The sequence below is a fragment of the Bacillus sp. UMB0893 genome, assembly GCF_002858905.1.
Classification (GTDB): domain Bacteria; phylum Bacillota; class Bacilli; order Bacillales; family Bacillaceae; genus Bacillus_P.
The window spans coordinates 288871-315763 of record NZ_PKLB01000006.1 but is presented as its reverse complement, the minus strand read 5'-3'; the positions used below and the strand labels follow the sequence as shown (position 1 = coordinate 315763).

Annotated in this window: 30 protein-coding genes and 1 tRNA gene; 27 read left to right on the top strand and 4 right to left on the bottom strand. The window is 41.4% G+C overall.

Annotated features, from left to right (window positions below):
- Window positions 1–74 precede the first annotated feature (74 nt).
- Entirely contained in the window at window positions 75–986 is a 912-nt protein-coding gene (locus CYJ36_RS15205) for a metallophosphoesterase (RefSeq protein ID WP_101568106.1), read from the top strand.
- Between the two features lie 33 nt (window positions 987–1019).
- Here the strand turns inward: CYJ36_RS15205 and CYJ36_RS15200 are convergent, their stop codons facing one another.
- Window positions 1020–1715, bottom strand: a complete 696-nt coding sequence (locus CYJ36_RS15200) for an N-acetylmuramoyl-L-alanine amidase (RefSeq protein WP_101568105.1) — start codon at window positions 1713–1715, stop codon at window positions 1020–1022.
- Window positions 1716–1930: 215 nt separating this feature from the next.
- Between CYJ36_RS15200 and hprK the strand changes: the two genes are divergently transcribed.
- Genes hprK through CYJ36_RS15175 form a run of 5 tightly spaced genes read left to right on the top strand, consistent with a single transcriptional unit; the run spans window position 1931 to window position 5828 of the window.
- A complete protein-coding gene (gene hprK, locus CYJ36_RS15195; RefSeq protein ID WP_101568104.1) occupies window positions 1931–2866 on the top strand; it encodes an HPr(Ser) kinase/phosphatase in 936 nt (311 codons plus the stop codon).
- Between the two features lie 24 nt (window positions 2867–2890).
- Window positions 2891–3709: a prolipoprotein diacylglyceryl transferase gene (lgt, locus tag CYJ36_RS15190; protein ID WP_101568103.1), complete on the top strand. Its 819-nt coding sequence runs from the start codon at window positions 2891–2893 to the stop codon at window positions 3707–3709.
- A 4-nt stretch (window positions 3710–3713) separates the two neighbouring features.
- Window positions 3714–4664 (top strand): nucleoside recognition domain-containing protein, encoded by a 951-nt coding sequence (locus CYJ36_RS15185; RefSeq protein ID WP_101568102.1) that lies wholly within the window; start codon window positions 3714–3716, stop codon window positions 4662–4664.
- Window positions 4654–5295, top strand: coding sequence for a pyrophosphatase PpaX (gene ppaX, locus CYJ36_RS15180; RefSeq protein WP_101568101.1), 642 nt, complete (start codon window positions 4654–4656; stop codon window positions 5293–5295). The genes CYJ36_RS15185 and ppaX overlap by 11 nt, the downstream gene beginning before the upstream one ends.
- Before the next feature lie 2 nt (window positions 5296–5297).
- Window positions 5298–5828, top strand: a complete 531-nt coding sequence (locus tag CYJ36_RS15175) for an acyltransferase (protein ID WP_101568100.1) — start codon at window positions 5298–5300, stop codon at window positions 5826–5828.
- Between the two features lie 57 nt (window positions 5829–5885).
- Here the strand turns inward: CYJ36_RS15175 and CYJ36_RS24100 are convergent, their stop codons facing one another.
- A complete protein-coding gene (locus CYJ36_RS24100) occupies window positions 5886–6023 on the bottom strand; it encodes a hypothetical protein (RefSeq protein WP_219621111.1) in 138 nt (45 codons plus the stop codon).
- A 325-nt stretch (window positions 6024–6348) separates the two neighbouring features.
- Between CYJ36_RS24100 and CYJ36_RS15170 the strand changes: the two genes are divergently transcribed.
- From CYJ36_RS15170 to CYJ36_RS15100, 15 genes are all read left to right on the top strand, one after another.
- On the top strand, window positions 6349–7524 hold the full coding sequence (locus CYJ36_RS15170; RefSeq protein ID WP_101568099.1) for an ATP phosphoribosyltransferase regulatory subunit: 1176 nt from the start codon (window positions 6349–6351) through the stop codon (window positions 7522–7524).
- The gene (gene hisG / locus CYJ36_RS15165; RefSeq protein WP_101568098.1) at window positions 7517–8158 is read left to right on the top strand and encodes an ATP phosphoribosyltransferase; all 642 of its coding nucleotides are present in this window, start codon (window positions 7517–7519) and stop codon (window positions 8156–8158) included. The genes CYJ36_RS15170 and hisG overlap by 8 nt, the downstream gene beginning before the upstream one ends.
- Complete coding sequence (hisD, locus tag CYJ36_RS15160) at window positions 8155–9423, top strand: histidinol dehydrogenase (protein ID WP_101568097.1); 1269 nt, start codon at window positions 8155–8157, stop codon at window positions 9421–9423. The genes hisG and hisD overlap by 4 nt, the downstream gene beginning before the upstream one ends.
- A gap of 12 nt (window positions 9424–9435) precedes the next feature.
- A complete protein-coding gene (hisB, locus tag CYJ36_RS15155) occupies window positions 9436–10023 on the top strand; it encodes an imidazoleglycerol-phosphate dehydratase HisB (RefSeq protein ID WP_101568096.1) in 588 nt (195 codons plus the stop codon).
- On the top strand, window positions 10024–10659 hold the full coding sequence (gene hisH, locus CYJ36_RS15150; RefSeq protein ID WP_101568095.1) for an imidazole glycerol phosphate synthase subunit HisH: 636 nt from the start codon (window positions 10024–10026) through the stop codon (window positions 10657–10659).
- Window positions 10656–11393 carry a 1-(5-phosphoribosyl)-5-[(5-phosphoribosylamino)methylideneamino]imidazole-4-carboxamide isomerase gene (hisA, locus tag CYJ36_RS15145; protein WP_101568094.1) on the top strand — a complete coding sequence of 246 codons (738 nt, stop codon included), beginning with the start codon at window positions 10656–10658 and terminating at the stop codon, window positions 11391–11393. The genes hisH and hisA overlap by 4 nt, the downstream gene beginning before the upstream one ends.
- Window positions 11390–12148: an imidazole glycerol phosphate synthase subunit HisF gene (hisF, locus tag CYJ36_RS15140; protein WP_101568093.1), complete on the top strand. Its 759-nt coding sequence runs from the start codon at window positions 11390–11392 to the stop codon at window positions 12146–12148. Before hisA ends, hisF begins: the two co-directional genes overlap by 4 nt.
- Window positions 12145–12783 (top strand): bifunctional phosphoribosyl-AMP cyclohydrolase/phosphoribosyl-ATP diphosphatase HisIE, encoded by a 639-nt coding sequence (gene hisIE / locus CYJ36_RS15135; RefSeq protein WP_101568092.1) that lies wholly within the window; start codon window positions 12145–12147, stop codon window positions 12781–12783. The genes hisF and hisIE overlap by 4 nt, the downstream gene beginning before the upstream one ends.
- Window positions 12784–13185: 402 nt before the next feature.
- Window positions 13186–14655, top strand: a complete 1470-nt coding sequence (locus CYJ36_RS15130) for a tetratricopeptide repeat protein (protein ID WP_257962491.1) — start codon at window positions 13186–13188, stop codon at window positions 14653–14655.
- 103 nt (window positions 14656–14758) lie between these two features.
- The gene (gene trxB, locus CYJ36_RS15125; protein ID WP_101568091.1) at window positions 14759–15709 is read left to right on the top strand and encodes a thioredoxin-disulfide reductase; all 951 of its coding nucleotides are present in this window, start codon (window positions 14759–14761) and stop codon (window positions 15707–15709) included.
- Between the two features lie 328 nt (window positions 15710–16037).
- The gene (locus CYJ36_RS15120; protein WP_101568090.1) at window positions 16038–16496 is read left to right on the top strand and encodes an 8-oxo-dGTP diphosphatase; all 459 of its coding nucleotides are present in this window, start codon (window positions 16038–16040) and stop codon (window positions 16494–16496) included.
- Window positions 16497–16560: 64 nt separating this feature from the next.
- A complete protein-coding gene (rapZ, locus tag CYJ36_RS15115) occupies window positions 16561–17448 on the top strand; it encodes an RNase adapter RapZ (RefSeq protein WP_101568089.1) in 888 nt (295 codons plus the stop codon).
- Window positions 17449–18405: a gluconeogenesis factor YvcK family protein gene (locus CYJ36_RS15110; RefSeq protein ID WP_101568088.1), complete on the top strand. Its 957-nt coding sequence runs from the start codon at window positions 17449–17451 to the stop codon at window positions 18403–18405.
- Window positions 18406–18595: 190 nt separating this feature from the next.
- Window positions 18596–19546 carry a DNA-binding protein WhiA gene (gene whiA / locus CYJ36_RS15105; protein ID WP_101568087.1) on the top strand — a complete coding sequence of 317 codons (951 nt, stop codon included), beginning with the start codon at window positions 18596–18598 and terminating at the stop codon, window positions 19544–19546.
- Between the two features lie 25 nt (window positions 19547–19571).
- Window positions 19572–19829, top strand: coding sequence for an HPr family phosphocarrier protein (locus tag CYJ36_RS15100; RefSeq protein WP_101568086.1), 258 nt, complete (start codon window positions 19572–19574; stop codon window positions 19827–19829).
- A 267-nt stretch (window positions 19830–20096) separates the two neighbouring features.
- Here the strand turns inward: CYJ36_RS15100 and clpP are convergent, their stop codons facing one another.
- Window positions 20097–20696 (bottom strand): ATP-dependent Clp endopeptidase proteolytic subunit ClpP, encoded by a 600-nt coding sequence (gene clpP / locus CYJ36_RS15095; protein WP_101568085.1) that lies wholly within the window; start codon window positions 20694–20696, stop codon window positions 20097–20099.
- A gap of 368 nt (window positions 20697–21064) precedes the next feature.
- On the opposite strand from clpP, the gene CYJ36_RS15090 reads away from it, so the two are divergent.
- Window positions 21065–21140 (top strand) — tRNA-Arg (locus tag CYJ36_RS15090).
- Window positions 21141–21477: 337 nt separating this feature from the next.
- On the opposite strand, the gene yvfG is transcribed toward CYJ36_RS15090, so the two are convergent.
- Window positions 21478–21693, bottom strand: coding sequence for a protein YvfG (gene yvfG / locus CYJ36_RS15085; RefSeq protein WP_101568084.1), 216 nt, complete (start codon window positions 21691–21693; stop codon window positions 21478–21480).
- Window positions 21694–21770: 77 nt separating this feature from the next.
- Between yvfG and rpoN the strand changes: the two genes are divergently transcribed.
- The 5 genes from rpoN to CYJ36_RS15060 all read left to right on the top strand — a co-directional run bounded on the left by rpoN (window position 21771) and on the right by CYJ36_RS15060 (window position 26887).
- Complete coding sequence (gene rpoN / locus CYJ36_RS15080; protein WP_101568083.1) at window positions 21771–23090, top strand: RNA polymerase factor sigma-54; 1320 nt, start codon at window positions 21771–21773, stop codon at window positions 23088–23090.
- 13 nt (window positions 23091–23103) lie between these two features.
- Window positions 23104–23361, top strand: a complete 258-nt coding sequence (locus CYJ36_RS15075; RefSeq protein WP_101568082.1) for a glutaredoxin family protein — start codon at window positions 23104–23106, stop codon at window positions 23359–23361.
- Window positions 23362–23482: 121 nt separating this feature from the next.
- Window positions 23483–24511: a sugar-binding transcriptional regulator gene (locus CYJ36_RS15070; protein ID WP_101568081.1), complete on the top strand. Its 1029-nt coding sequence runs from the start codon at window positions 23483–23485 to the stop codon at window positions 24509–24511.
- A 50-nt stretch (window positions 24512–24561) separates the two neighbouring features.
- Window positions 24562–25569, top strand: coding sequence for a type I glyceraldehyde-3-phosphate dehydrogenase (gap, locus tag CYJ36_RS15065; protein WP_101568080.1), 1008 nt, complete (start codon window positions 24562–24564; stop codon window positions 25567–25569).
- Between the two features lie 133 nt (window positions 25570–25702).
- Window positions 25703–26887, top strand: a complete 1185-nt coding sequence (locus CYJ36_RS15060; protein ID WP_101568079.1) for a phosphoglycerate kinase — start codon at window positions 25703–25705, stop codon at window positions 26885–26887.
- Window positions 26888–26893: the final 6 nt, after the last annotated feature.

Sequence of the window (26893 nt, the reverse complement as noted above, 5' to 3'; positions counted from 1 at the left end):
AGACTAATGGCGGTAAAAGTAAATCGGAAACATAAGCCTCCAGCAGATGGGCAAGATAAAAATGGGTGAAGGTTATGAAAAAAACAGTTCTTGCCGCTGTTCAAGTGTTGCTTCTGTTTAGTTTATTTGCATCTCCTGTTTATGCAAAGTTTCCTTTTGAGAAAGGCGATGCGACGGTTGTGTGGCTATCTGATACGCAATATTACGCGAAAATGTATCCTGAAATTATGATTAAACAAATTCAATGGATTATTGAAAATAGAGAGAAATACAATATTAAGTATGTTTTCCACACGGGGGATCTTGTTGATCATTCAACAGATGATGTGCAATGGGAGAGAACCGATCAAATCCTGAAAATGCTGGATATGACGAGAATTCCATATGGGGTTCTTGCTGGGAATCATGATTTATTACATTCTGATCAGCCTTATAAATCATTTACAGATCATTTTGGGTATCATCGCTTTATTCGGCAGCCTTTTTACGGGGGATCCTTTGAAAATAATCGCGGCCACTATGATCTTCTTACTATTCATAATCAGCCATACATTATGATCTATATGGGATGGGATTTGAACCGCAGCGCCATGAATTGGCTGAATAAAGTACTGGATGAATATAGTAATCATAGGGCGATCCTTGCTTTTCATGATTATTTAACCTTCAAAAATGTAAGAAGCGAAGCAGGAGAGGAGATATTCAATAATGTTGTTCTCAAAAATGAAAACGTAAAACTGATATTATCCGGACATTATTATGGAACGGGATATTTAGAAACCAAAATTTCCTCCCAACAAAGAGTATTCCAGCTGCTGGCGAATTATCAGGCTGAAAAAAGCGGGGGAAATGGCTTTATGCGGCTGCTCTTTTTCAAACCGGATCAAAATGAAATACAGGTAGATACTTATTCGCCTTACCTGAATAAATTTCGTTCAAAGAAGCAGCTTCCAAAAGAAAGGTTTCTCTTAAAAATAAAAGAGTAGAGACAGCGAATGTAACGCGCCGTCCCTGCTCTTTTATTCATACAAAACATTGACGCTGTATCCTTTGTTTTTCAGTTCATTGGCAAGTGCTGTTGCATTCTGTTTTTCAGTAAAAGCACCGACTTGTACTTTGTACATTTTTCCCGATGGTGAGTTTGGCGGAGGAGCCTGTTTTTTCTTCAGCTTATAAAATGTTGCAAGAGCTTCAGTGATCGCTTCTGCACACGTTTTACGATATGAAGCAGATTTCAGTGCTTGTGCTTCTTCTTGATTTGTCATAAAGCCGCACTCTATTAAAATGGCCGGCATTTTCGTTTCGCGAAGGACATGGAAGTTGGCGAGCTTAACACCTCTGTCAGCTCTTTTTGTTTTTTCAATCAGCTCCTTCTGAACCGCTTCTGCCAGTGCAAAAGATTCCTGCGGTTTAGAGTCATGAACATACGTTTCAATACCTTTGGTGCTATTCCATGTCGATCCGTTTCCAAAAGCATTCGCATGAATCGAGATAAATACATCTGCTTTTCCTGCATTAGCTTTATTTGTGCGTTCATTTAGCGGAACGTCCCGAGTGTCAGAATGAGTGAAAACAACTGAAACATTTTCATAGCCGCCTAACAGCTGCTGCATTTCATTTGCCACCGCCCGGTTGAATTCATATTCTCTCATTCCGTCTGCCGTTCTTTTCCCTGATGTTGTATAACCATGACCTGCATCTACTGCAATTTTCACTGTTAATCCTCCTAGTAAAAAGTCTTTACAAACTAATATATTGTTGAAAGCGCGATAGAGTAGCGGTGAATATCCGATCTTTTTAAAAATTAATAGAGAAAGTAGAATCACCGGGGTTCTGCTCTGAATTCCGCGTTTCCGTTTAATAGGTAAAAGTGCTAAAATAAGAGAGGATTTTAATCGTACCCCTTGAAGAGAAAAGGAGGAGCAGGAAGATGGCGAAAGTTCGCACAAAAGATTTAATTGAAAAATTCCATTTAGAGTTAATTAGCGGCGAGGAAGGAATCAATCGTCCAATTACAACGAGCGATTTGTCTCGGCCAGGGCTCGAAATGGCTGGTTTTTTTACATATTACCCGAAAGAGCGCGTGCAAATACTCGGTAAAACGGAGCTGACGTTTTTTCAAAAGCTGACTGAAGAGGAAAAGGAATTCCGGATGGAGCAGCTGTGTACAGATTCAACACCGGCTATTATTGTTTCAAGAGAAATGGAGATACCGCAGGAATTGATTGATGCATCTGAAGAAAATGCCGTTCCTGTGCTGCGATCTCCGCTTAAGACGACCCGTTTATCAAGTCACTTAACAAACTTCCTGGAAGGCAAGCTTGCGCCAACTACTGCTGTTCACGGTGTTTTAGTTGATGTATATGGGGTAGGCGTTTTGATTGTCGGGAAGAGCGGAGTCGGTAAAAGTGAAACAGCTCTTGAGCTTGTGAAGCGCGGGCATCGTTTAGTAGCGGATGACTGTGTTGAGATTCGCCAAGAGGATCAGGACACATTGGTAGGGAATGCGCCTGATTTAATCGAGCATCTTCTGGAAATTCGCGGTCTTGGCATTATTAATGTCATGACGCTGTTTGGTGCAGGTGCAGTGCGCAGCTTTAAACGAATCACACTGATTATTGATCTTGAGATTTGGGATGCAAAAAAGCAATACGACAGACTTGGACTTGATGAAGAGAAAATGAAAATCATTGATACAGAAGTTCCTAAATTAACAGTTCCTGTTCGCCCAGGCCGTAACTTAGCCGTTATTATCGAAGTAGCTGCCATGAATTTCAGACTGAAACGCATGGGACTGAATGCAGCAGAGCAATTTACGAATAAATTAACAGACGTTATAACAGATACCGAACATGACGATGCATAATATTTATAAGGGGGAGCAGATACAATGGAGGAGAATTTAACGCCAATCGATCCGGTCTTTTTGGAGCTCGGACCAATACAGGTTCATTGGTATGGGCTGATCATCGGGATTGGGGCACTGCTTGGCCTATGGCTTGCCGTCCGTGAAAGTGAGCGAAGAGGATTTCATAAAGATACGTTTGTGGATTTAGTGCTGTTTGCCATTCCAATCGCAATAATTTGTGCACGGATTTACTACGTTATTTTCCAATGGGATTATTACTCTCAAAATCCTGGGGACATCGTAAAAATTTGGAACGGCGGTTTGGCGATACATGGAGGACTCTTAGGTGCGTTTGTTACAGGCTATATTTTCGCTAAAATAAAAGGCATTTCGTTTTGGAAACTTGCTGACATCGGTGCACCAAGCATCATTTTAGGGCAGGCAATCGGACGCTGGGGAAACTTTATTAATCAAGAAGCACACGGCGGAGAAGTGACCCGAGAATTTTTAGAAGGATTATTTTTGCCTGAGTTTATTATTAATCAAATGTATATTAACGGTACTTATTATCATCCGACGTTTTTATATGAATCTCTATGGAGTCTTGTTGGCTTTGTGGGTCTTTTGCTCCTCAGAAAAGCAAACCTTCGAAGAGGCGAACTATTCCTTACCTATATTATCTGGTACTCAATCGGACGATTTTTCATTGAAGGGATGCGGACAGATAGCCTGATGCTAACAGAATCTCTAAGAATAGCACAGGTGATCTCACTCGTATTAATTGCAGTGGCGATAGCTGTATTAATTTACAGAAGAGTCAAAGGGTATTCAAAAGAAAGATACTTAGAATCAGCTAAGTAAGGGGATGTTACTGATTAATAGTGTAAGAAAAGGACTTCAGGCAGGGTTACAGACGACATGGACACTTGGAAAAGTTATCTTTCCGGTTACACTGATTGTCAGCTTGCTTCAGCACACACCTGTGCTGCCATGGCTGATAAAATTAATTCAGCCGGTGATGGGGATTTTCGGCTTATCAGGAGAAGCGGCCATCCCGCTCGTGCTCGGAAATATGCTGAATTTGTATGCTGGCATTGCAGCAATTTTAACGTTAGATTTATCTGTAAAGGAAGTTTTTATATTAGCAGTGATGCTCTCTTTTTCACATAACTTGATAATTGAATCAACAGTTGCAGCTAAAGTTGGAATGAAACTTTGGATTATTCTCGCTGTTCGGATCGGACTCGCGGTTGGTTCAGCCATCATGATTAATCTTTTCTGGCAGGGCGGCCAGGAGATGGCTCAGTATGGATTTATCCCTCAGGACAGCTCTGTGCCTGAAGGCGCTTTTGAAATTGGTTTAAGCGCCATTACGAAAGCTGGACTCGGAATTGTTCAGCTTGCCTTAATCGTTATTCCACTCATGATTATTATTCAGGTGCTGAAAGATAAAGGCTTTTTACTTGTTTTTTCTCGCTGGATGGCACCTGTTACAAGAATGCTTGGGATGAAAGAAAACACATCAATGACGATGGTTGCCGGCTTAACGATCGGCTTGGCCTACGGAGCTGGTGTGATGATTCAAGCGGTGGAAGAGGATGGAGTCAGCTATAAGGATTTGACGCTTGCTTTTATTTTTCTAGTATCCTGTCATGCCGTTGTTGAAGATACACTGATCTTCGTGCCGCTGGGCATTCCGGTTCTGCCGCTGCTGCTGATCAGGATTGTAGCAGCTGTTGTGTTAACAATGGCAGTTGCCGCCATTTGGAACCGATTTGAACATACAGCCAGAAAGGAAGCAACTTATGAAAATTAACACAGTATTATTTGATTTGGATGGAACTTTAATTAATACGAATGATTTAATTATTGAATCATTTTTGCATACGCTGAACCTGTATTATCCGAACAAGTATGGACGTGAAGATGTCTTGCCTTTTCTTGGACCGACACTTCACGAAACGTTTGTTAAAATGGATCCTCTGCGCGTCGATGAAATGATAGCGGTCTACAGGAAATTCAATCACGATCAGCATGATGCATTGGTCACGCAGTTTGAAACGGTCTATGAAACGGTTCAAACGCTGCACGAAAAGGGATACAAATTAGGGATTGTTACGACAAAAATCCGCCAGACGGTAAATATGGGTCTCAAGCTTACAGGTTTAGATCAATTCTTTGAAACAGTAGTTACTCTCGATGATGTGGAGCATGCAAAGCCGCATCCGGAGCCTGTCCTGCTTGCATTAAAACAGCTCGGGTCATTGCCTGAGGAAGCGATCATGGTTGGAGATAATCATCATGACATCGATTCAGGCAAAGCTGCTGGAACAAAAACGGCAGGAGTAGCTTGGACAATTAAAGGCATCCAGCATTTAGAACGGTTTAAGCCTGATTACATGCTCCATCGAATGAGTGATTTGCTGAATGTGCTTGGAGAAGAATAATCGTGCGAAAAACGACGAGATATCCTGTTGAAGGCCCGAATTCCCTCTGGCATGTCTACAAAACTGTCCCATTCTGGAAGGTTGTTCGAAACTTTATCGTCATTCAGCTTGCCCGTTACACCCCTTTTCTTTCTTTGAAAAATTGGATGTATCGGAACTTTCTCGGGTTGAAGGTGGGTGAGCATACATCGTTTGCACTGATGGTTATGCTGGATGTGATGTATCCTGAAAAGATAAAAGTTGGACGGAACACGGTTATTGGGTATAACACAACGCTGCTTGCGCATGAATATTTAATTCGTGAATACAGACTGGGCGACATTGTGATAGGGGATGAAGTCATGATAGGTGCCAATTCTACCCTTTTGCCCGGAGTTGAAATTGGAGATGGGGCCATCGTTTCAGCAGGAACACTCGTGCATAAGGATGTTCCAGCAGGAGCCTTTGTAGGCGGGAATCCAATGAGAGTCATTTTTACGAAGGAAGAAATGGCGCTGCGAAATGAGCAGGATTCTTTTTTTGAAAAAGTATAAAGATCAAAGACATCAGCTATAGGGCTGGTGTCTTTTTTATATGGAGCAGAACTGGGATCAGGGTTTTGCTTTCGGATCATAAGTCAGCCATTTTGGATCATAAAACCCTGTACCAAGATCATAAGCTGACTCAATCGGATCGTAAGGGGTGCGATTCGGATAATAAGGCTGCGGGTTTCTTATTTTGGAAAGCATAAGAAAATGTTCGCTTTTCTTAGTGGAACGAGATGAAATGGTCAAGTGAAGCTAGAAAAAAATTGAATGACCTTGCTAAAAAAAATACCGGCCGATAAACATTCGGCCGGTTTTCTATATGAATCGGGGGAAATAATACTTTCTATTTACCCGTTTTAAACATAATCAAACGTTTGTTTAAACATTTTTATATAGAGGAAAACCGTTAAAAAAAGAGAATGATAAGAGATATCTTTACTTGCACATGTAGCTTTATTTTGGTAGCATGTTACTATATTAGCGAACTAAAGGATTCGGAACTTTTTGTGAAAGAGGTGCCAAAAGGATGTTCATGTTTGAAAAACCTCTCGGAATGAGAGATACATTACCTTTATTATTTGAAACGAAAAAACAGCTGCGTCAGAAGATGACGGGTGCTATAGAGAAGTGGGGCTATCAATTTATTGAAACGCCAACGCTTGAGTTTTACGATACTGTCGGTGTTCAATCTGCGATTTTAGATGGTCAGCTTTTTAAATTGCTTGATCAGGAAGGACATACCCTTGTCCTTAGGCCAGACATGACGGCGCCAATTGCAAGGGTTGCTGCATCAAGGTTTTATCAAGAAAATTATCCGCTTAGATTAGCTTATGATGCGAATGTTTTTCGTGCACAGCAGCGTGAAGGCGGGCGTCCTGCGGAATTTGAGCAGATCGGCACTGAGCTGATTGGGGACGCTACTACAAGTGCTGATGCAGAAATGATCGCTTTAATGATTGCTGTTCTTAAAGAAGCAGGACTTCGCGATTTTAAAGTGGCAATTGGTCATATAGGCTATGCAAATGCTTTATTTAAAGAGATTCTTGGGAATCAAGAACGTGCGGATGTATTAATTAGATACTTATATGAAAAAAATTATGTCGGTTATCGCGAGCATGTGAAGTCATTGCCGCTATCTTCAATTGACAAAGGCAGACTGTTTGAGCTCCTGCAGCTTAGAGGGGGACAGGATCAGCTGGCACTTGCGGCAGATTTAGTTTCAAGCAGAGAAGGAAAAGAGGCTGCCGGAGAACTGGCGAAGCTTTGGTCGCATCTTGAGGATTTTGGTGTATTGGATACGTTAAAGCTTGATTTAAATATCGTCAGCCATATGAGCTATTACACAGGAATACTGTTTGAAGTCTACTCTGGAAATGTAGGTTTTCCGCTTGGAAATGGCGGAAGGTACAACCAGCTGTTTGAAAGGTTCAATACTCCGGCAGCAGCTACAGGCTTCGGCATCAGGCTTGACCGGCTGATTGAATCGCTAGGAGAACAGCAGCTGACGCCAGCCATACATTGCGTGCTTTACAGTCAGGAAAGACGGACTGAGGCGCTTGCATTCACAGCCGATCTGCGCAATCAGAAAAAAAGAGTGATCATGCAGGACATCTCTGGTGTGAAAGATGTGGATGCTTACACGAAACAATATGCAGATGTTGCTTATTTTATTGGTTCCAGAAAGGAAGAGCAGGATGGATAATTTGCTTACAATTGCGATGCCAAAAGGAAGAATTTTTGATGAAGCGGCCAACCTGCTCCGAAAAGCGGGCTACAAGCTGCCGCCTGAGTTTGATGAATCAAGAAAGCTGATCTTAGAAGTTCCGGATGAAAACATGCGTTTTATTTTAGCAAAGCCAATGGATGTAACGACTTATGTCGAGCATGGTGTAGCGGACATCGGAATTGCCGGTAAAGATGTCATGCTTGAGGAAGAGCGGGATGTTTATGAGGTGCTGGATTTGAATATTAGTGACTGCTACCTGGCTGTTGCAGGGCTTCCGGAGGCAAACGGATCTGATGTGGTTGCGCCAAAAGTAGCGACGAAGTATCCGGCGGTGGCTTCTTCTTATTTCCGCGAGCAAGGTGAGCAGGTAGAAATTATTAAGCTGAACGGTTCGATTGAACTTGCACCATTGATCGGGCTTGCTGATCGAATTGTGGATATTGTATCAACAGGACAGACATTAAAAGAAAATGGGCTTGTAGAACTGGAGCGAATTTGCAGCATCACATCCCGTCTAATTGTAAATCCGGTCAGCTATCGAATGAAAGATGCTCAGATTGATGAGCTGGTCAGCCGGTTATCAGCGGTTGTGGAGGGAGAAACAGAATGAGAATTGAGAGATTATCAGGAAATAAAGCTTCCTTAAAGCGTTCCATTGAATCAGGCACAGAAGCACAGCGCGAAGCTGTAAAAGAAATCATTCAGAATGTCAGACAAAAGGGTGACGAAGCTCTTTTTTCCTATACAGAAAAATTTGATTCTGTTCGTTTAGCGGATCTTAGAGTATCTGCTTCTGAAATTGAATCTGCGTATCAAGAGCTTGATCAAGGGCTAATTTCGATCATCAAAGAAGCAGCTGACAACATTCGATTTTTCCATGAAAAGCAAAAACGGGAATCGTGGATCACTTATAAAGAGGATGGAACGATGCTTGGACAGAAAATAACACCGATTGATGCAGTCGGGGTTTATGTTCCTGGGGGTACAGCCGCATACCCATCATCCGTCTTAATGAACGTCATTCCCGCACAGACAGCAGGTGTAAAGCGGATTGTCCTCATTTCGCCTCCTGATTCATCTGGAACTTTACCTGCAGGTGTGCTTGTTGCGGCAAACGAGCTTGGTGTAAAAGAAATCTACAAAGCGGGGGGAGCTCAAGCCGTTGCAGCTCTTGCATACGGAACAGAATCAATTAATCCGGTCGATAAAATAATCGGACCCGGAAATATCTATGTAGCTCTCGCAAAACGAGAAGTATTTGGATATGTTGATATCGATATGATTGCCGGCCCGAGTGAAATTGTTGTTTTAGCCGACCAAACGGCAAAGGCAAATGAAGTGGCAGCGGATTTGCTTTCCCAGGCTGAACATGATGCCCTTGCCTCAAGTGTGCTTGTGACAACATCTATGGAGCTTGCAGAAGCAGTTTCAATTGCAGTAGAGAAACAGCTTGAAGACCTTCCGAGAAAAGAAATTGCCGGTCCTTCTATTGAACAGTACGGATGCATTTATGTGGCAGATACAATGGAAAAGGCTGTTTCGGCCGTAAATGAGCTTGCTCCTGAGCATCTCGAGGTCCTGACAGAAAGCCCAATGGATTTACTTAGCAGCATTCGGCATGCTGGAGCCATTTTTCTAGGCAGATACAGTTCAGAGCCGGTCGGGGATTATTTTGCAGGCCCGAATCATGTGCTGCCTACGAATGGAACCGCCCGGTTTTCTAGCCCGCTGAATGTCGATGACTTTGTGAAAAAATCAAGCATTATTTCTTATAGTGAAAAGGCATTTCTGAACTCTGCAGGAAAAATAGCAGCGTTCGCTCGTTTAGAAGGATTAGAAGCACATGCCCGCGCAATCGAAGAGCGCTTAAAATAGGAGGAAAACAAAATGGAACGAACAGCCAGCCTGCAAAGAAAAACTAATGAAACCGATATATCTCTTGCCTTAGCGATTGATGGTGAAGGGATTTCCGAATTGAATACAGGCGTACCTTTCATGACACACATGCTAGATTTATTTACGAAGCACGGTCAATTTGATTTAACAGTCGCAGCAATTGGCGATACAGATATCGACGGCCATCATACAACTGAAGATATCGGCATTTGTCTCGGACAGGCTTTTAGAGAGGCATTGGGTGATAAAAAAGGAATTAAGCGCTATGGTCAAGCAATGGTCCCTATGGATGAAGCACTCGCACAGGTTGTCATTGATTTAAGCAACAGACCTCACTTTGAATTTAAAGGCGAGTTTCCAAATTCAACTGTAGGAAGCTTTGATACGGAGCTTGTTCATGAATTCCTTTGGAAGTTTGCACTTGAAGCACGGATCAACCTGCATGTCATTGTGCATTACGGACGCAATACCCATCATATGATTGAAGCGGTTTTTAAAGCATTGGGAAGAGCGCTTGATGAGGCATCAACAATCGATCCGCGGATTAAAGGAGTGCCGTCTACGAAAGGAATGTTATAAATGATCGGAATCATTGATTATGGCATGGGGAATTTATATAGTGTCAGCAAGGCGCTAGAACGGCTGAACATTGGCTATTTTATATCAGAAACCCCCGAAGAACTGGAAAATGCGGAGGGTTATATTCTTCCGGGCGTAGGTTCTTTTAAGGATGCAATGGCGATTTTAAATGAGACGAAACTAAAAGACTTTATTCAGAAGATTGCAAGTGAAGGGAAACCGCTGCTTGGCATCTGTCTGGGTATGCAGCTGCTTTTCCAATCCAGTGAGGAAAATGGTTTGACAGAAGGGCTCTCTCTTTTAGAAGGAACAGTCGTTCATTTTCCTGAAGAGCTGATGAAAAAAGAACAGCTGAAAGTACCTCATATGGGCTGGAATCGGTTGAAGATGAATGTTCAAAACGATCTGCTTGAAGGAATAGAAGAAGGTTATTCTTACTTTGTGCATTCTTATTATGTAAAAGCTGAGAAAGATCACACTGTTTTGGCCAGTGCAGATTATGGTGTTGAGGTTCCGGCTGTTGTTGGCGATAAGAATATTTTCGGAACGCAATTTCATCCGGAAAAAAGCAGTCATTTAGGAATCGGGATTCTGCGAAACTTTGTCAATATTGTGGAAGAGAAGGTGAAATCATGAGTGAATTTATAATTTATCCTGCGATCGATATGCGCGGCGGGAAATGCGTCCGTCTTATTCAAGGCGATTATGCAAAGGAAACGGTGTATGGCGATTCACCTTTTGAGATGGCAAAGGTATTCGCAGAGCAAGGGGCAAAATGGATTCATATGGTTGATTTAGACGGTGCTAAAGCAGGCAAACGAGTGAATGACAGCCACGTCCTTGAAGCAGCACAAAAGCTGGATGCGAACGTGCAAATAGGAGGAGGCATTCGGACCGAAGACGATGTTGAGTATTACCTCTCAAATGGTGTATCCCGCGTTATTTTAGGAAGCTCGGCGATTTCAAATCCTGATTTTGTGAAAAAAATGCTTGCCAAGTATGGCAGTCAAATAGCAATTGGCATCGATGCAAAAGACGGCTTTGTTTCTACAGAAGGATGGATTGAGACTTCAACTGTAAAAGCAGCCGATCTTGGTGCCCGACTGGCTGCAGCAGGTGCAGAGGTGTTTATTTTCACGGATATTGCAACTGATGGCATGCTCTCAGGACCAAACATTGCAGCCGTTTCTGAAATGGCAAAGGTTACAGGCAAAGAAGTGATTGCATCTGGAGGAGTGAGCTCGCTCGAAGATTTAGTTGAGCTTTCAGCCTGTCAAAAAGATGGAGTTGCGGGTGCGATTGTAGGCAAAGCCTTGTATACAAACCAATTTACTCTTTCGCAAGCTTTGGAAGAGGTGGGACGTGCATGATCACAAAACGGATCATTCCATGTCTTGATGTAAAAGACGGCAGGGTTGTAAAAGGAATTCAGTTTTTAGGGCTGAGAGATGCCGGCGATCCAGTAGAGCTTGCAACTTTTTATGATAAGGAAGGCGCAGATGAACTTGTCTTTTTAGATATTTCTGCTTCACATGAAGGCCGGAAAACAATGATTGACGTTGTTGAACGAGTGGCAGCAAAGCTTGCGATACCGTTTACTGTCGGTGGCGGCATTAACTCGCTGACTGATATGAAAAATATCCTTCGTGCAGGTGCAGACAAAGTTTCCGTTAATACTTCTGCTGTTTTGCGACCTGAATTGATAGCGGAAGGCGCCCGCTTTTTTGGCTCACAATGTATCGTTGTAGCCATTGATGCAAGATTTGATGAAGAGAGCGGCAAGTACTTTGTTTATACACATGGCGGAAGAAAAGCCACTGAGCGGGAAGTAGTTGATTGGGCTCAGGAGGCTGTTCGGCAGGGAGCGGGAGAAATTCTGCTGACCTGCATGAACAGTGATGGCGAGAAAAGCGGTTTTGACCTTGGATTAAATAAAATGGTAAGCGAAGCTGTTACCGTACCTGTCATTGCTTCAGGCGGTGCCGGCAACGCAGAGCATTTTGCCGAGGCATTTTTGAAAGGAAAAGCGGATGCGGCATTAGCGGCTTCTATTTTCCATTATAAAGAGACGTCCGTAAGAGAAGTAAAAGACTATTTGAAAACGCAGGGAGTGAATGTCAGATGAATCTTGAATCAGTAAAATTTGATCAAAATGGCTTAGTCCCTGCGATCGTCCAGGATGCAGTCAGTAAAGAGGTACTTACGCTAGCTTATATGAATGAGGAATCACTGCAGAAAACGGCAGAAACGAAAGAAACATGGTTTTATAGCCGCAGAAGACAAGAGCTCTGGAATAAGGGAGCGACTTCCGGCAATACTCAGGAGGTTGTGAGCTTAAGATATGACTGCGATCAGGATGCTTTGCTCGTTTTAGTAAAGCCTGCTGGTCCAGCTTGTCATACTGGAGCTTATTCTTGTTTTACAGAGAATGTATTGGGAGATTCCAATCCCTCTGCTGCAGGGCGCTTTGAAATTCTAAACACATTAGAAAAGCTGATTGCAAAGAGAGAGGCAGAACGCCCTGAAGGTTCGTATACGACGTACTTATTTACTGAAGGCGTTGATAAAATATTGAAGAAAGTCGGAGAAGAAGCAGCCGAGGTAATCATAGCAGCAAAAAACCGAGACGCCGATGAACTGAAATGGGAAACAGCCGATTTGCTGTTTCACCTGCTGGTCCTGCTGAGAGAACAAAAGCTGCCGCTTGATGATGTACTGAACGTGCTTGAAGAACGGCATGCGACGAAAAATGAAGGTTAGTAGAGAAGTCCCCAGGATTGGGGGCTTCTATTAATTTTTCAGAAAGAAAGAAAACATAATCCGGCTACTTCTTTAATTTATCCGGCCAAATACGAAGTTAATCCGGCCAAACTATTAGTAAATCCGGCCGAAAATCAATAGTATCCGGCCAAAATCAATCATGATTCGGCCAAATGATAAAATCCGTACCTTCGATGCAGATTTTACTGTTTCCACATTATCTTCATAAAATTACTCCTTTCCTGTTTGCCTCACTTTCATTTTGCCTAAGCTAGGACAAGGTATATAAGGCGAAATCCTTGTTTTTTTCAATGCGTTTAATAATTTTTACCAATCCTATTGTGGTACTTGCCCAGTGTGGTATACTAACCTACGGCAGAAGTAAAGAAATGGAGGATTTCAGTGGGAAAACAGTCGATTAACAGGCAAAAAAAAGCTCAGATTGTTCCTTTCTTCCAAGACGGACAGTACTTTTACCGTAAGGGCATGAAAGCCTATCGGGAACGCGATCTAATGAGAGCCAGCAAGTGGATTCAGCGTGCGATTCAGCTTGAGCCGAATCATGCTGTTATGCTTAGCCAGCTTGCATCCATCTATACCGAGCTTGGGAAATACCAGCAGTCTAATGAGCTATTAACATATATTCTTACAAATATAGATAAAGCATTAACAGAATGCCATTATTTTATGGCTAATAATTATGCGCATTTAGGACTCTTCCATGAAGCCTATAAATGTGCGATTCACTATAAAACAGAAGAACCAAACGGTGAATTTATTGAAGAAACGGAAGATCTCCTTGATTTGCTGACCATTGAGGGAGCAGATGAAGAAGATGCTTATTTGGATTCGGATGAATTAATCGTAAAACAGGATACAGCAAAATCGCTGCTTGAAAACGGGAAATTAGAAGAGGCTATTTCGATGTTAAAAGAGATTGTCACTGAGTTTCCTGAGTTTTGGTCAGCGTATAATAATTTGTCATTGGCTTATTTTTATACGGGAGACGTTGAACAGGCTAAAGTTTATTTAAATATGGTGCTGGACAAAAATCCCGGCAATCTGCATGCGCTTTGCAATTTGCTCGTGTTCTACTATTATGAACGGCAGGATGATAAAGTAGAAGAGTTAGCGCAAAGACTTGGGCAAATTTATCCTATTCTATTTGAACACCGCTATAAGCTGGGAGCGACGTTTGCATTGGTCGGCCAGTACGAACTTGCTTATAAATGGCTGAGAGCGATTTATAGACAAGGCTTTGATGGCGATGACACATTTTACTATTGGCTTTCTTATTCCGCTTACCATACTGGAAAAGAAGACTTCGCAAGAACATGCTGGGAACGGGTCATGGATGTTAACCCTGATAAGGCAGGATCTGAACCTTGGGCACAACAGGAGAAATCAACGGAAAGACCGATGAGCATGTCGATTGAAGAGCGTCTGCTTGCAATCTTTTTAGCCGCTGAAACGAAGCAGCTCGATCAGATTCATGTTTTCCAAACAGCAAAAGTTCCGCAATCATCCTTTGAAAAAGAGTTTATGGATCTCGCAATTGCGCATGTTAATGGAGAGATCAAAAAAAGTGTTTCTGAAAAACTGAAGTTTACGTATCAAGCTGCACAAGTGCTGTTTGAAAATAATAAAACTCTCAACGAAGAACTTTATTTGTTTTTCTTAAAAACAGCCTTAAAAGCAAAAAGAGAAGAACTTCCGCTTAAGAATCATCTTGCATGGGCAGGGGCACTCGAATATGTGTGGAAAAAAGAAAATGGGTTTAAAGTAACACAGACAGAAATGGCGAAGCAATATTCGATTTCCGGCAAAACTCTTTCGAAGTATTCTACCGTCATTAAGAAATTATGGTCGTGAGCAAAAAGATGGCATGGTGAGCTTATTTTTTATAGGATAGGAGTATGATGAAAAGCAAGTTCATAAATGATCAATTGCTGCGAACGCAAGGAGTGATACTAGTATGTCTGAAGAAAAAATTTATGATGTGATTATAGCTGGTGCAGGTCCTGCAGGAATGACGGCAGCCGTTTATACATCCAGAGCGAACCTTTCGACTTTGATGATTGAGCGCGGCGTTCCGGGCGGACAAATGGCAAATACTGAGGATGTTGAAAACTATCCAGGTTTCGATCATATCCTTGGACCGGATTTATCGACTAAAATGTTCGACCATGCGAAGAAATTCGGTGCGGAATATGCATACGGTGATATAAAAGAAATTATTGACGGCGAGGAATACAAAACAGTTGTAGCAGGCAGCAAGCAATATAAAGCCCGCTCAATCATTATTTCAACAGGTGCCGAATATAAAAAAATCGGTGTTCCGGGCGAAAAAGAGTTAGGCGGACGAGGGGTTTCCTATTGTGCAGTCTGTGATGGAGCTTTCTTTAAAAACAAAGAGCTTATCGTCATCGGGGGCGGCGACTCAGCGGTTGAAGAAGGTGTGTATTTAACACGTTTCGCAACTAAAGTGACAATTGTGCACAGACGCGATGAGCTTCGCGCTCAAAAAATTCTGCAGCAGCGCGCGTTTGATAATGAAAAAGTAGAGTTTATCTGGAATCATACAATTAAAGAAATCAATGAAAAAGACGGCAAGGTTGGCAGTGCAATACTTGTAAACACTCAAACCGGCGAAGAGACTGAAATGAATGCAGATGGTGTATTCATTTATATTGGAATGCTGCCGCTGTCAAAACCGTTTGCTTCTATTGGCATCACTAACGAAAACGGCTATATCGAGACGGATGAAAGAATGGAAACGAAAGTGCCGGGCATTTTTGCTGCAGGCGACATTCGCGAAAAATCTTTGCGCCAAATTGTAACTGCTACGGGTGATGGTTCAATTGCAGCTCAAAGTGCTCAGCATTATGTAGAAGAATTGCTGGAAAAAATCAAAGCAGCCAACTAGATTTCATTGCTGCTTTAAACTGTTAACAAAAACGTAACTCGGTTTTAACTATCCTGTAACACCACTGAAACATTAATGGGGTACTATATAAATAGTAATTGACCCCCTTTTATAAATAAACTTTTGAGTACGGGCGCCCTTTCCCGTACTCCTTTTTTTGTACATTTCCTTGAAACCTTTTATACCTTTCACCCGAAATACAATCATTCTCAGATTCCAGCTAAAAAATAAGTCCATTCAAAGCCTGCGTTCATTGTGAGGCTGTCTTTGAAATAGTATAATAATAAATGTATATACCTACCCGAACAAACCCAGAGGTGAAAGACTTTTGCAAAGAGTAACGAATTGCGTGTTAGTACAGGACAATAAAATTCTTCTCCTGCAAAAACCGAGAAGAGGATGGTGGGTGGCGCCTGGCGGAAAAATGGAACAGGGAGAATCGATTAAAGATACTGTCATCCGAGAATATCGCGAGGAAACAGGCATATATTTAAAAAACCCAAAAATAAAAGGCATCTTTACCTTTATCATTAAAGATGGAAATGAAATTGTCTCAGAGTGGATGATGTTTACGTTTTTTGCTTCAGAATTTACCGGGGAGAATGTTGCACAGTCTGAGGAAGGCAAACTTCAGTGGCATAGTACTGAAGAAGTCGGGGCTTTGCCGATGGCTCCCGGTGATCATCATATTCTTGAATTTATGATGAAAGGTGCCGGCTTAATATACGGCACATTTACGTATACACCTGATTTTGAATTACTGGCGTATCGCTTAGATCCTCAGTAATCATCAAAATAAGACATCCATTCATTTATATAATAGCGTAAAAAACGGGAGGAGGCCGATTGGCATGAGTACAGGCAGTGCACAAGACATAAAAATGGTCATCATTACAGGCATGTCAGGAGCAGGAAAGACAGTTGCCATTCAAAGCTTTGAAGACTTAGGTTATTTCTGTGTTGATAACCTTCCGCCTACATTGCTGCCGAAATTTCTGGAGCTCATGAAAGAATCAGGCTCAAAAATGAATAAGGTAGCCCTGGTCATGGACCTGCGCGGCCGTGAGTTTTTTGAAAGTTTATTTCAGGCGCTGGATGACATCGCAGAAACAACCTGGATCAATCCGCAAATTTTGTTTTTAGATGCAAAGGATACAACATTGGTTACTCGCTACAAAGAAACACGCCGTTCACACCCGCTTGCAACGACAGGCCTGCCTCTTGAAGGCATCAAGCATGAACGCGAACTGCTTGAGGAACTGAAAGGCCGTGCCCAGCTGATTTTTGATACATCAGATTTAAAGCCGCGTGAGCTTCGTGAAAAAATACTGCAGCAGTTTGCTGAAGATGCTGAACATACATTCTCTGTCAATGTGCTGTCATTCGGTTTCAAATACGGAGTTCCGATTGATGCAGATTTAGTATTTGACGTCAGATTTTTGCCGAATCCACACTATATTGATCATATGAGACCGAAAACCGGTCTTGAAGAGGAAGTTTCCTCGTATGTTTTAAAATGGACAGAGACCCAGAAGTTTTTAGAAAAGGTATTGGATCTTCTGACTTTCATGCTTCCTTATTATAAAAGAGAAGGAAAAAGCCAGCTTGTCATTGCGATTGGATGCACAGGCGGCCAGCATAGATCGGTTACTTTGGCGGAATACATTGCGAAGCATTATAAAGATGACTACCAAACGCACGTATCACACCGTGATATTGAGCGGAGAAGCCGTCATTAAGTGACAGATTCAAATAAACCAAAAGTAGTCATCATCGGCGGGGGCACCGGTTTATCTGTATTGCTTAGAGGGTTGAAGGTATACCCTGTAGATATTACAGCAATCGTGACTGTCGCAGATGATGGCGGGAGCTCTGGCAGGCTCCGAGATGAACTTAAAATTCCGCCTCCAGGTGACATACGCAATGTGTTAGCTGCGCTTTCAGATGTAGAACCATTAGTAGAAGATTTATTTCAGCACCGCTTTAATAAAGGAAGTAATCTTACAGGCCATTCTCTTGGAAATTTAATTTTGGCGGCGATGACCAACATTACAGGCGATTTTTTTCATGCGGTACGTGAAATGAGCAAAGTTCTGAATGTACGTGGAAAGGTGCTGCCTGCTGCAAACCGGAGTGTCGTTCTTCATGCTGAAATGGAAGATGGAAGCATTGTGTCAGGTGAGTCGAAAATTCCCTACTCAGGAAAGAAAATCAAAAGGGTGTTTCTTACTCCGGAAGCAATCGAGCCTCTGGAAGAAGCCATTGAAGTCATTCGTCAGGCTGATTTAATAATTCTTGGACCTGGCAGCTTGTATACCAGTATATTGCCAAACCTTCTCGTTCCTAAAATAGGAGACGAGGTTTGCAAGGCTAAGGCAAAGAAGGTTTATATATGCAATGTGATGACACAGGCTGGTGAAACGCTTGATTTTACAGCCAGTGATCATGTCAGAGCCCTCTATGATCATATGAAAATGAACTTCATCGATACAATATTAGTGAATGATGATGAAATTCCTGATATGATGAAAGCACTATATGCAGAAGAGCTGGCGAAACCCGTTCACTATGACATAGAAGCACTGCGCGATTTAGGACTGGAAATCGTCCATGATAAAATTGTATCCTATGAAAATAATGTGATTCGTCATGATACGGTAAAGGTAGCTAAGCTGCTGTATGAAATGCTTGTTTAACGAAGGCTGATGTTTTTACAGAATTTACAGGTCTAATTAGTCATGTATCTTCATATTAGAAGAAAAGAACAAGACTGAGAACTAAGTGCGTCTGCAAAACCATACACAAGCATCAATTAATGCGAATACAAGTTTAACGAATAAAGAGTGCAAACGAATGCATTCATAAGGAATGGAGGGTGCAGAAAAGATGTCCTTTGCTTCTGAAACAAAAAAAGAATTAACCAACATAGAAATTAAGCAATGTTGTTTAAAAGCGGAGTTATCTGCACTCATCCGAATGAACGGCTCCCTTTCTTTTTCGAATCGAAAATTAATTTTGGACATTCAAACCGAAAATGCGGCAATTGCTAGAAGAATTTATACGCTCTTAAAAAAGCAGTATGACGTTTCTGTCGAGCTGCTTGTACGGAAGAAAATGCGTTTGAAAAAGAATAATGTCTATATCGTTCGGCTGATTGAGAAGGCTCGTGAAATATTAGAGGATCTTAATATCCTTGGAGAAAACTTTACATTTGTCAGAAGCATTTCTGAAGAACTTGTGAAAAAGAAATGCTGCAAGCGATCCTATATAAGAGGTGCCTTTTTGGCAGGAGGCTCTGTTAATAATCCAGAAACTTCGTCATATCATTTAGAAATCTTTTCATTATACAAAGAGCATAACGATTCTCTTTGTGAATTAATGAACTCCTTTCATTTGAACAGTAAAACACTTGAACGGAAAAAAGGATACATTACTTATTTAAAGGAAGCAGAGAAAATTTCAGACTTTCTCAGCATTATTGGCGGTCATCAGGCATTGCTCCGATTTGAGGATGTCCGGATCGTACGCGATATGAGAAACTCCGTAAACCGTCTCGTTAATTGTGAAACCGCTAACTTAAATAAAACCATTGGTGCAGCCATACGCCAAGTCGAAAATATTAAGTTTATCGATGAAAAAATGGGTCTTGAAGCACTGCCCGACAAATTAAGCGAAATAGCGAGACTTCGGGTAGAGTATCAGGATGTTACGCTTAAAGAGCTGGGTGAAATGGTATCAAGCGGAAAAATCAGCAAATCAGGCATCAATCACCGCCTAAGAAAACTGGATGAAATTGCAGAACAGCTAAGAAATGGTCAGCCGGTCACAATCAAATAAAAAGGGGAAAGAAGAGGGGATCCATATGGTTGAGAAACAGGTCGAAGTTCGATTGAAGACAGGCTTGCAAGCCCGTCCCGCAGCACTATTTGTACAGGAAGCAAATCGATATTCATCAGATATCTTTTTAGAAAAAGACGGGAAAAAGGTCAATGCAAAGAGTATCATGGGATTAATGAGCCTAGCAATCAGCAGCGGTTCAGTTGTAACACTCATTGCAGAAGGCCATGACGAATCAGAAGCTTTAGAGGTTTTAACAGAATATGTGAAGCAAGAAGCGTGAAAAACGGCCTGCGGGGCCGTTTTTTTATATTTGAAAAATGAGGTTTAAAAGGGCATATTTGTAAAAATGAAAATAAAAACCTGATATTTGCAAATTAATGGCCAAAAATTGAAAATGAAAGTCCAGTTTATAAAAATAGGCGGCCGTTATCTTGGAATTTAAGCAGATTCACAATTCAAACTCAAGAGGAAAAGCTTAAATACCCATATGCAGCTCATTCTAAAAACAAAAAAACAGAACGGCAATTTGCCGTTCTGCTGCAATCTCTTATTTTTTATCCGGTAATGTGTTGCGTGTCATTACTTTATCGATCAAACCGTACTCAAGTGCACGTTCTGCTGTCATGAAGTTGTCGCGGTCTGTATCGCGTGCAATCACTTCAATAGGCTGGCCTGTTCTATCAGATAAGATTTGATTTAATTTATCGCGTAAGAAAAGAATGCGTTTTGCCGCAATTTCAATTTCAGTTGCCTGACCTTGAGCGCCGCCAAGTGGCTGATGGATCATGACTTCACTGTTCGGAAGAGCATAGCGTTTCCCTTTTGCACCAGCTGCAAGAAGGAAAGCTCCCATTGAAGCTGCCATCCCGATACAGATAGTAGATACTTGCGGTTTAATAAATTGCATCGTATCGTAAATCGCCATACCAGCTGTAATTGATCCGCCAGGGCTGTTAATGTAGATGGAAATGTCTTTCTCTGGATCTTCTGCTTCTAAGAACAAAAGCTGAGAAACAATTGAGTTTGCTACGTTGTCATCAATACCGCTGCCAAGCATAATAATACGGTCTTTTAAAAGACGTGAGTAAATATCGTATGCACGTTCACCGCGGTTCGTTTGTTCAATAACTGTAGGAATTAAATTCATCGTGTTTCCTCCTTTAAATAAAGGTAAATTTTATGTACTCTCATCATACAACTATGGTCAATAAAGGTCAAACGAAACGCTGTACTTTCATGCTCTTTCTTGCACCTTTTATGTATATGCCCCGAGTTGCTGACTGTAACCATGTTTCCCATATCTTCTTTTTTTCAAACGGTTGAGAACGGCCTTTTCAGCATATGTGCATTGTAACATAACATATTCGGCAGACCTTAAAAATATCCTCTTTTCTGACTTAAATGCCGCTGCTTTATGATAGAAATAGATTGGAGGACTTGGAAGCAAAAAATCCGCTTGCTAATCTGTGCAATATTATCGTATAATAGCGCTACTGACCAATAAAGTTTATATGTGCGCTCGTAGCTCAGTTGGATAGAGCGGTGGTTTCCGGTACCACGTCTGTCGGGGGTTCGAATCCCTTCGAGCGCGTCAACCTGAGAAAGGACCAGTTTTTATTAGCTGGTCCTTTCAAAAATGATAGATTCCTTTAAATGAACAAAGAGAGCCGCCTTTTAGAAAGGCGGCTCTCTTCATTTACATATTAAGGAGTGAAAAATATTCAAATTGAACAGCGCAATATAAAAAAATTTACAAAAAAAAGCCCCGTCAGCAAAAGCTTTCGGGGCATGTTTGAATGGAATAAAAAATAATATGTAAGAGTCCAGTAAGCCGCACTGGACAAGAAGTGTATATTGCCGTGCTTGACGACTCAACAATACCTATTTTAAAGGATGCAGCTCACTTTGTGAACAGGTAAATTTTTCAATTATTTTTCTGATTTGACTGTATTATAAGCTTCGTCCAGATTTTGAATTCGTTTCAAGACAACTGAATTTTTTGTGAGCTGATCTTGTACCAGAGTTGATACAACAGAACGATAATAGCGATTCATAGCATCAAGCTTTGGTACTTGATTTTCGTTTTGTTTAATATGCTCTTTAAAATTTTGCTCAAAATAGGGAATTGAAAATAACTCACTCATTTATATCTCTCCTTTGAAGTTCTTTCCATACAATGATGGACCGTTTTCGTGTAAAATGATTTTAGGGGGAACGAACTATGGATATGAAAGTCGGTTTATTTCAAGAGCAATCATTAAAACTCAATATGACTCAAGAACTAAAGCAAGCGATTACTCTTCTTCAATATTCTTCTATAGAGCTAGTCTCCTATATAGAGGATCTTACCCTTGAAAATCCCCTCGTAGAATTAAAAGAAAAGCAAGATTCAAGCGTATTGTATCATACCTCATCTAGAACACGTGCGACAAGTACGTCAAAGAAAAGCGACATGATTGAAAACGTTTCAAGTCATGTCTCAACTTTGCAACAGCATTTAGAAGCACAGCTTCTCGGCATGAAGCTGTCTGCAACAGAAAAAAGAGCGCTGCATATTCTGATTCAGGCGCTTGATCCGAATGGTTATATAGAAGCCGATCTTAGTCTATTAGCTGATAAATTCAGCATTCGTCTTGAAGATCTGCATGAACAATTAATCGTCCTGCAAAATCTTGATCCCGCAGGAGTAGGTGCAAGAAATCTGCAGGAATGCATATCCATTCAGCTTTCAAGGCTGCCTGAACGGAATAAGACAGCTGAACTGATCGTGAATAACCACTTTTATCTCTTTGCAGAAAAAGCGTGGAAAGAGCTTTCTAAGAAAACAAAACTTGATTTAAAAGAGATTCAAAGTGTTCAGGACTTTATTAAAACCTTGCATCCGCGTCCAGGATTAGCTTATCATCATGTCCATGAAAACTATATCGTACCTGAATTAATTGTGTCGAAAATTCATGATGAGTGGGAAGTCATGTTTAATGATGAAGTTTCCCCAAACGTTACCATCAATTCAAAATATGAAGCTGATTTTTCTTCTACAGAAGATGCAGACGTGAAGAATTATCTCTCTTCAAAGCTTAATCAATGCAGATGGCTCATTAAAACGCTGAATCAGAGAAAAGATACAATGATGAAAGTGATGAAAGAAATAGTGCGCAGACAAACTGATTTTTTTGAAAAAGGCGAACTATTTATGAAACCGCTGACATTAAAGACGGTTGCGGATGCCATCGAAGTTCACGAATCAACTGTCAGCAGAACTGTTAGAGAGAAGTATGTTCAAACACCACATGGACTTTATGAACTGAAGTACTTTTTTTCAAATGGATTGGAGCAGTCTTCTCCAGATATTTCCGCATCTGCTGTTAAAACAATTATTGAACAAATGATAGGGCGGGAGGATAAACTCACACCGCTGTCAGATCAGAAAATTGTTGCCAAACTGTCAGAGGAGCATAATATCGATGTCTCTAGAAGAACAGTGGCAAAATATAGAGATCAATTAGGAATTGCATCATCAGCTGTCAGAAAACGATATTAGGATGTGTAATAGAATGCGTGTCAAAATGTATTCAAGAGCTGGATGTCCGCTTTGCGACGAAGCGTTTGAGGAATTGAATCTGCTTAAACAAAGCATGAATATTGAAATTGAGGTGGTGGATATTTATAAAGATGATGCATTGCTCGAACAGTATCAGCTGATGATTCCGGTCGTAGAGTATGACGGAAAAATGCTTGGCTACGGTAAAATTAAAAAAGATTTTATAAGAAAGCGGTTACTTGACAAAATTCAAGAAACAATAGTTGAATAAGCATTTTCACCCTGTTAAAATGAAGATATAGCAGGGATGATTTTTTTTAGCGTTAGTGGGACATATTACGTCATAGAGGGACATTTTTTGTCCCGTATGTTCTTTGAAAGGGATTTTAAAAATGAGGTCAATTATAGAAGTCCAAAAAAAATTATTGCCTGATCTGCTTCAAGTTATGCAAAAACGTTATCAGATCCTTCAGTACATTCGACTCATGCAGCCAATCGGTCGTCGCAGTTTATCAACTAGTCTGGGGATCAGTGAAAGGGTTTTAAGAGGGGAAGTTCAATTTTTGAAAGATCAAAATTTGATCGATATTTTTCCTTCTGGCATGACATTAACGAAGGAAGGATCATCTCTGTTAAGATTTCTTGAAGAAACAATGAAAGATGTTTTAGGTTTAACGTTTTTGGAAAATACATTAAAGGAACGTTTGAATCTAAACAAAGTCATCGTCGTATCCGGTGACAGCGATCAATTCTCATGGGTTAAGAAAGAAATGGGGAGAGCCTGTGTCGCATGCATAAAAGAGCGGCTGACAGGAGAAAATATCGTCGCTGTCACTGGTGGAACAACACTTGCAGCTGTCGCTGAAATGATGACGCCGGACAGCAAAAATCGCGAACAGCTTTATGTTCCTGCCAGAGGCGGACTTGGAGAGAATGTTGAAAACCAGGCCAACACCATCTGTGCAAAGATGGCTGAGCGAGCGATGGGGAATTACCGTCTGCTTCATGTTCCAGATCAGCTGAGCAAGGAAGCCTATCTCTCAATTACAGAAGAACCATCGATTAAAGAGCTGCTCATGCTTATCAAATCTTCAAGTATGGTTGTTCATGGAATAGGAGACGCTAAGACAATGGCGGAACGCCGTAAAACACTGCCAGAAGACTACATAAAGATAGAAAAGGGTCAAGCGGTGGCAGAAGCGTTTGGGTATTATTTCAATCAAACAGGAGAAGTTGTTCATAAGGTGCAGACTGTAGGCATGCAGCTTAGCGACTTAAAGAACATTCAGGACGTCATCGCAGTTGCGGGCGGAGCATCAAAAGCGAATGCAATTCGGGCGTACCTGAAACAGGCAGCTGATTCCATTCTCATAACGGATGAAGGCGCCGCGAAAGAGTTAATAAGGGATCTTAATCCCTAATTATATATTTTAAAAAATCTCTCACTTATTTAAAGGAGGAAATTTCTATTATGGCAGTAAAAATTGGTATTAACGGTTTTGGACGTATCGGACGTAACGTATTCCGTGCAGCACTAAAAAATCCTAACGTGGATGTTGTAGCGGTTAACGACTTAACAGACGCTAACATGCTTGCTCACCTTTTAAAATATGACTCAATTCATGGCAGATTAGATGCTGACGTGAAAGTAGACGGAAACAACCTGGTTGTTGACGGCAAAACAATCCAAGTATCAGCAGAACGCGATCCTGCGAAATTATCTTGGGGCGAGCGCGGAGTAGAAGTAGTTGTTGAATCAACTGGTTTCTTCACAAAACGTGCAGACGCTGCGAAACATTTAGAAGCAGGCGCTAAAAAAGTTATCATCTCTGCTCCTGCAACAGATGAAGACATCACAATCGTTATGGGTGTTAACCATGACAAATATGACGCTGCAAGCCACGATGTTATCTCAAATGCATCTTGTACTACTAACTGCTTAGCGCCATTCGCTAAAGTTCTTAACGACAAATTCGGCATCAAACGCGGTATGATGACAACTGTTCACTCATACACAAACGATCAGCAAATTCTTGACTTGCCGCACAAAGACTACCGTCGTGCTCGTGCAGCAGCTGAAAACATCATCCCTACTTCAACTGGAGCAGCAAAAGCAGTTTCTCTAGTATTGCCTGAGCTTAAAGGCAAATTAAACGGTGGAGCTATGCGTGTTCCAACACCTAACGTTTCTTTAGTAGACTTAGTTGCTGAGCTTGACACTAACGTAACAGCTGAAGAAGTAAATGCTGCATTCAAAGAAGCTTCTGAAGGTGCTTTAAAAGGAATCCTTAACTACAGCGAAGAGCCTCTAGTTTCTGGTGACTACAACGGCAACCCGGCTTCTTCTACAATTGATGCTTTATCTACAATGGTAATGGAAGACAGCATGGTAAAAGTTATCTCTTGGTATGACAACGAGTCTGGCTACTCTAACCGTGTAGTAGACCTAGTTGACTACATCGCTTCTAAAGGTCTTTAAACCTTAAGTCTTTCGCGACTTGGATACAGACGAAACAAAGGTTATAATGAGTTCAAAGGGGAAGGGGAATACAGTCCCCCTCCCTTTTGCTTTGTATGCAATACCAATCCAATCAAAGGAGGAATTCCTGAAGATGAACAAAAAGTCAGTAAAAGACATCGAGGTAAAAGGGAAAGTTGTCTTCTGCCGTGTGGATTTTAACGTGCCGATGAAAGATGGCCAAGTAACAGATGACACACGCATTCGTGCAGCTTTGCCAACCATTCAGTACTTAACAGAGCAAGGTGCAAAGGTTCTTTTAGCAAGCCATTTAGGCCGTCCAAAAGGACAAGTCGTTGAGGAGCTTCGTTTAAATGCAGTTGCAGAGCGTCTTCAAGAATTGCTTGGCAAAAATGTAGCGAAAGCAGATGAAGCATATGGCGAATCTGTAAAAGCTAAGATCGCTGACTTGCAGGAAGGCGACGTCCTTCTTCTTGAAAACGTCCGTTTCTATGCAGGAGAAGAGAAAAATGATCCTGAGCTTGCGAAAGCATTCGCTGATCTAGCTGATGTGTATGTAAATGATGCATTCGGAGCAGCGCACCGTGCACATGCTTCAACAGCAGGCATCGCAGACCATCTTCCAGCAGTTGCAGGTTTCCTTTTAGAGAAGGAATTAGAAGTATTGGGCAAAGCATTATCAAATCCTGAGCGTCCTTTTACAGCTATCATTGGCGGCGCAAAAGTAAAAGACAAAATCGGTGTGATCGATCACCTCTTAGATAAAGTAGACAACATCATCATCGGCGGCGGTCTTGCTTATACATTCATTAAAGCAATGGGCCACGAAGTTGGGAAATCTCTTCTTGAAGAAGATAAAGTTGACCTTGCAAAATCATTCATGGAAAAAGCGAAAAAGAACGGCGTGAACTTCTATATGCCTGTTGATGTCGTTGTTGCGGATGATTTTTCAAACGATGCAAATATTAAAGTAGTGCCAATCGACAGCATTCCAAGTGATTGGGAAGGTCTTGACGCTGGACCAAAATCACGTGAAATCTATGCAGATGTTATTAAAAATTCGAAGCTTGTGATCTGGAACGGACCGCTTGGCGTATTTGAATTAGATGCATTTGCTGAAGGAACAAAAGCTGTGGCTGTAGCACTATCGGAAGCAAATGATACATACACAGTCATTGGCGGAGGAGATTCTGCAGCTGCAGTTGAGAAATTCGACATGGCAGACAAAATGGATCACATCTCTACAGGCGGCGGCGCATCTCTTGAATTTATGGAAGGAAAAGAACTTCCAGGAGTTGTCGCATTAAACGATAAATAAATTCTT

Coding starts and splice junctions, on each gene's coding strand:
- CYJ36_RS15100 (WP_101568086.1), top strand. CDS start 19,572: ATGGTTGAGAAACAGGTCGAAGTTCGATTGAAGACAGGCTTGCAAGCC.
- CYJ36_RS15070 (WP_101568081.1), top strand. CDS start 23,483: ATGAGGTCAATTATAGAAGTCCAAAAAAAATTATTGCCTGATCTGCTT.
- lgt (WP_101568103.1), top strand. CDS start 2,891: ATGGAGGAGAATTTAACGCCAATCGATCCGGTCTTTTTGGAGCTCGGA.
- hisA (WP_101568094.1), top strand. CDS start 10,656: ATGAGTGAATTTATAATTTATCCTGCGATCGATATGCGCGGCGGGAAA.
- clpP (WP_101568085.1), bottom strand. CDS start 20,696: ATGAATTTAATTCCTACAGTTATTGAACAAACGAACCGCGGTGAACGT.
- whiA (WP_101568087.1), top strand. CDS start 18,596: ATGTCCTTTGCTTCTGAAACAAAAAAAGAATTAACCAACATAGAAATT.
- hprK (WP_101568104.1), top strand. CDS start 1,931: ATGGCGAAAGTTCGCACAAAAGATTTAATTGAAAAATTCCATTTAGAG.
- CYJ36_RS24100 (WP_219621111.1), bottom strand. CDS start 6,023: ATGCTTTCCAAAATAAGAAACCCGCAGCCTTATTATCCGAATCGCACC.
- CYJ36_RS15060 (WP_101568079.1), top strand. CDS start 25,703: ATGAACAAAAAGTCAGTAAAAGACATCGAGGTAAAAGGGAAAGTTGTC.
- hisG (WP_101568098.1), top strand. CDS start 7,517: ATGGATAATTTGCTTACAATTGCGATGCCAAAAGGAAGAATTTTTGAT.
- CYJ36_RS15205 (WP_101568106.1), top strand. CDS start 75: ATGAAAAAAACAGTTCTTGCCGCTGTTCAAGTGTTGCTTCTGTTTAGT.
- ppaX (WP_101568101.1), top strand. CDS start 4,654: ATGAAAATTAACACAGTATTATTTGATTTGGATGGAACTTTAATTAAT.
- CYJ36_RS15075 (WP_101568082.1), top strand. CDS start 23,104: ATGCGTGTCAAAATGTATTCAAGAGCTGGATGTCCGCTTTGCGACGAA.
- yvfG (WP_101568084.1), bottom strand. CDS start 21,693: ATGAGTGAGTTATTTTCAATTCCCTATTTTGAGCAAAATTTTAAAGAG.
- CYJ36_RS15185 (WP_101568102.1), top strand. CDS start 3,714: ATGTTACTGATTAATAGTGTAAGAAAAGGACTTCAGGCAGGGTTACAG.
- hisIE (WP_101568092.1), top strand. CDS start 12,145: ATGAATCTTGAATCAGTAAAATTTGATCAAAATGGCTTAGTCCCTGCG.
- rpoN (WP_101568083.1), top strand. CDS start 21,771: ATGGATATGAAAGTCGGTTTATTTCAAGAGCAATCATTAAAACTCAAT.
- rapZ (WP_101568089.1), top strand. CDS start 16,561: ATGAGTACAGGCAGTGCACAAGACATAAAAATGGTCATCATTACAGGC.
- hisF (WP_101568093.1), top strand. CDS start 11,390: ATGATCACAAAACGGATCATTCCATGTCTTGATGTAAAAGACGGCAGG.
- hisB (WP_101568096.1), top strand. CDS start 9,436: ATGGAACGAACAGCCAGCCTGCAAAGAAAAACTAATGAAACCGATATA.
- gap (WP_101568080.1), top strand. CDS start 24,562: ATGGCAGTAAAAATTGGTATTAACGGTTTTGGACGTATCGGACGTAAC.
- hisH (WP_101568095.1), top strand. CDS start 10,024: ATGATCGGAATCATTGATTATGGCATGGGGAATTTATATAGTGTCAGC.
- CYJ36_RS15170 (WP_101568099.1), top strand. CDS start 6,349: ATGTTCATGTTTGAAAAACCTCTCGGAATGAGAGATACATTACCTTTA.
- trxB (WP_101568091.1), top strand. CDS start 14,759: ATGTCTGAAGAAAAAATTTATGATGTGATTATAGCTGGTGCAGGTCCT.
- hisD (WP_101568097.1), top strand. CDS start 8,155: ATGAGAATTGAGAGATTATCAGGAAATAAAGCTTCCTTAAAGCGTTCC.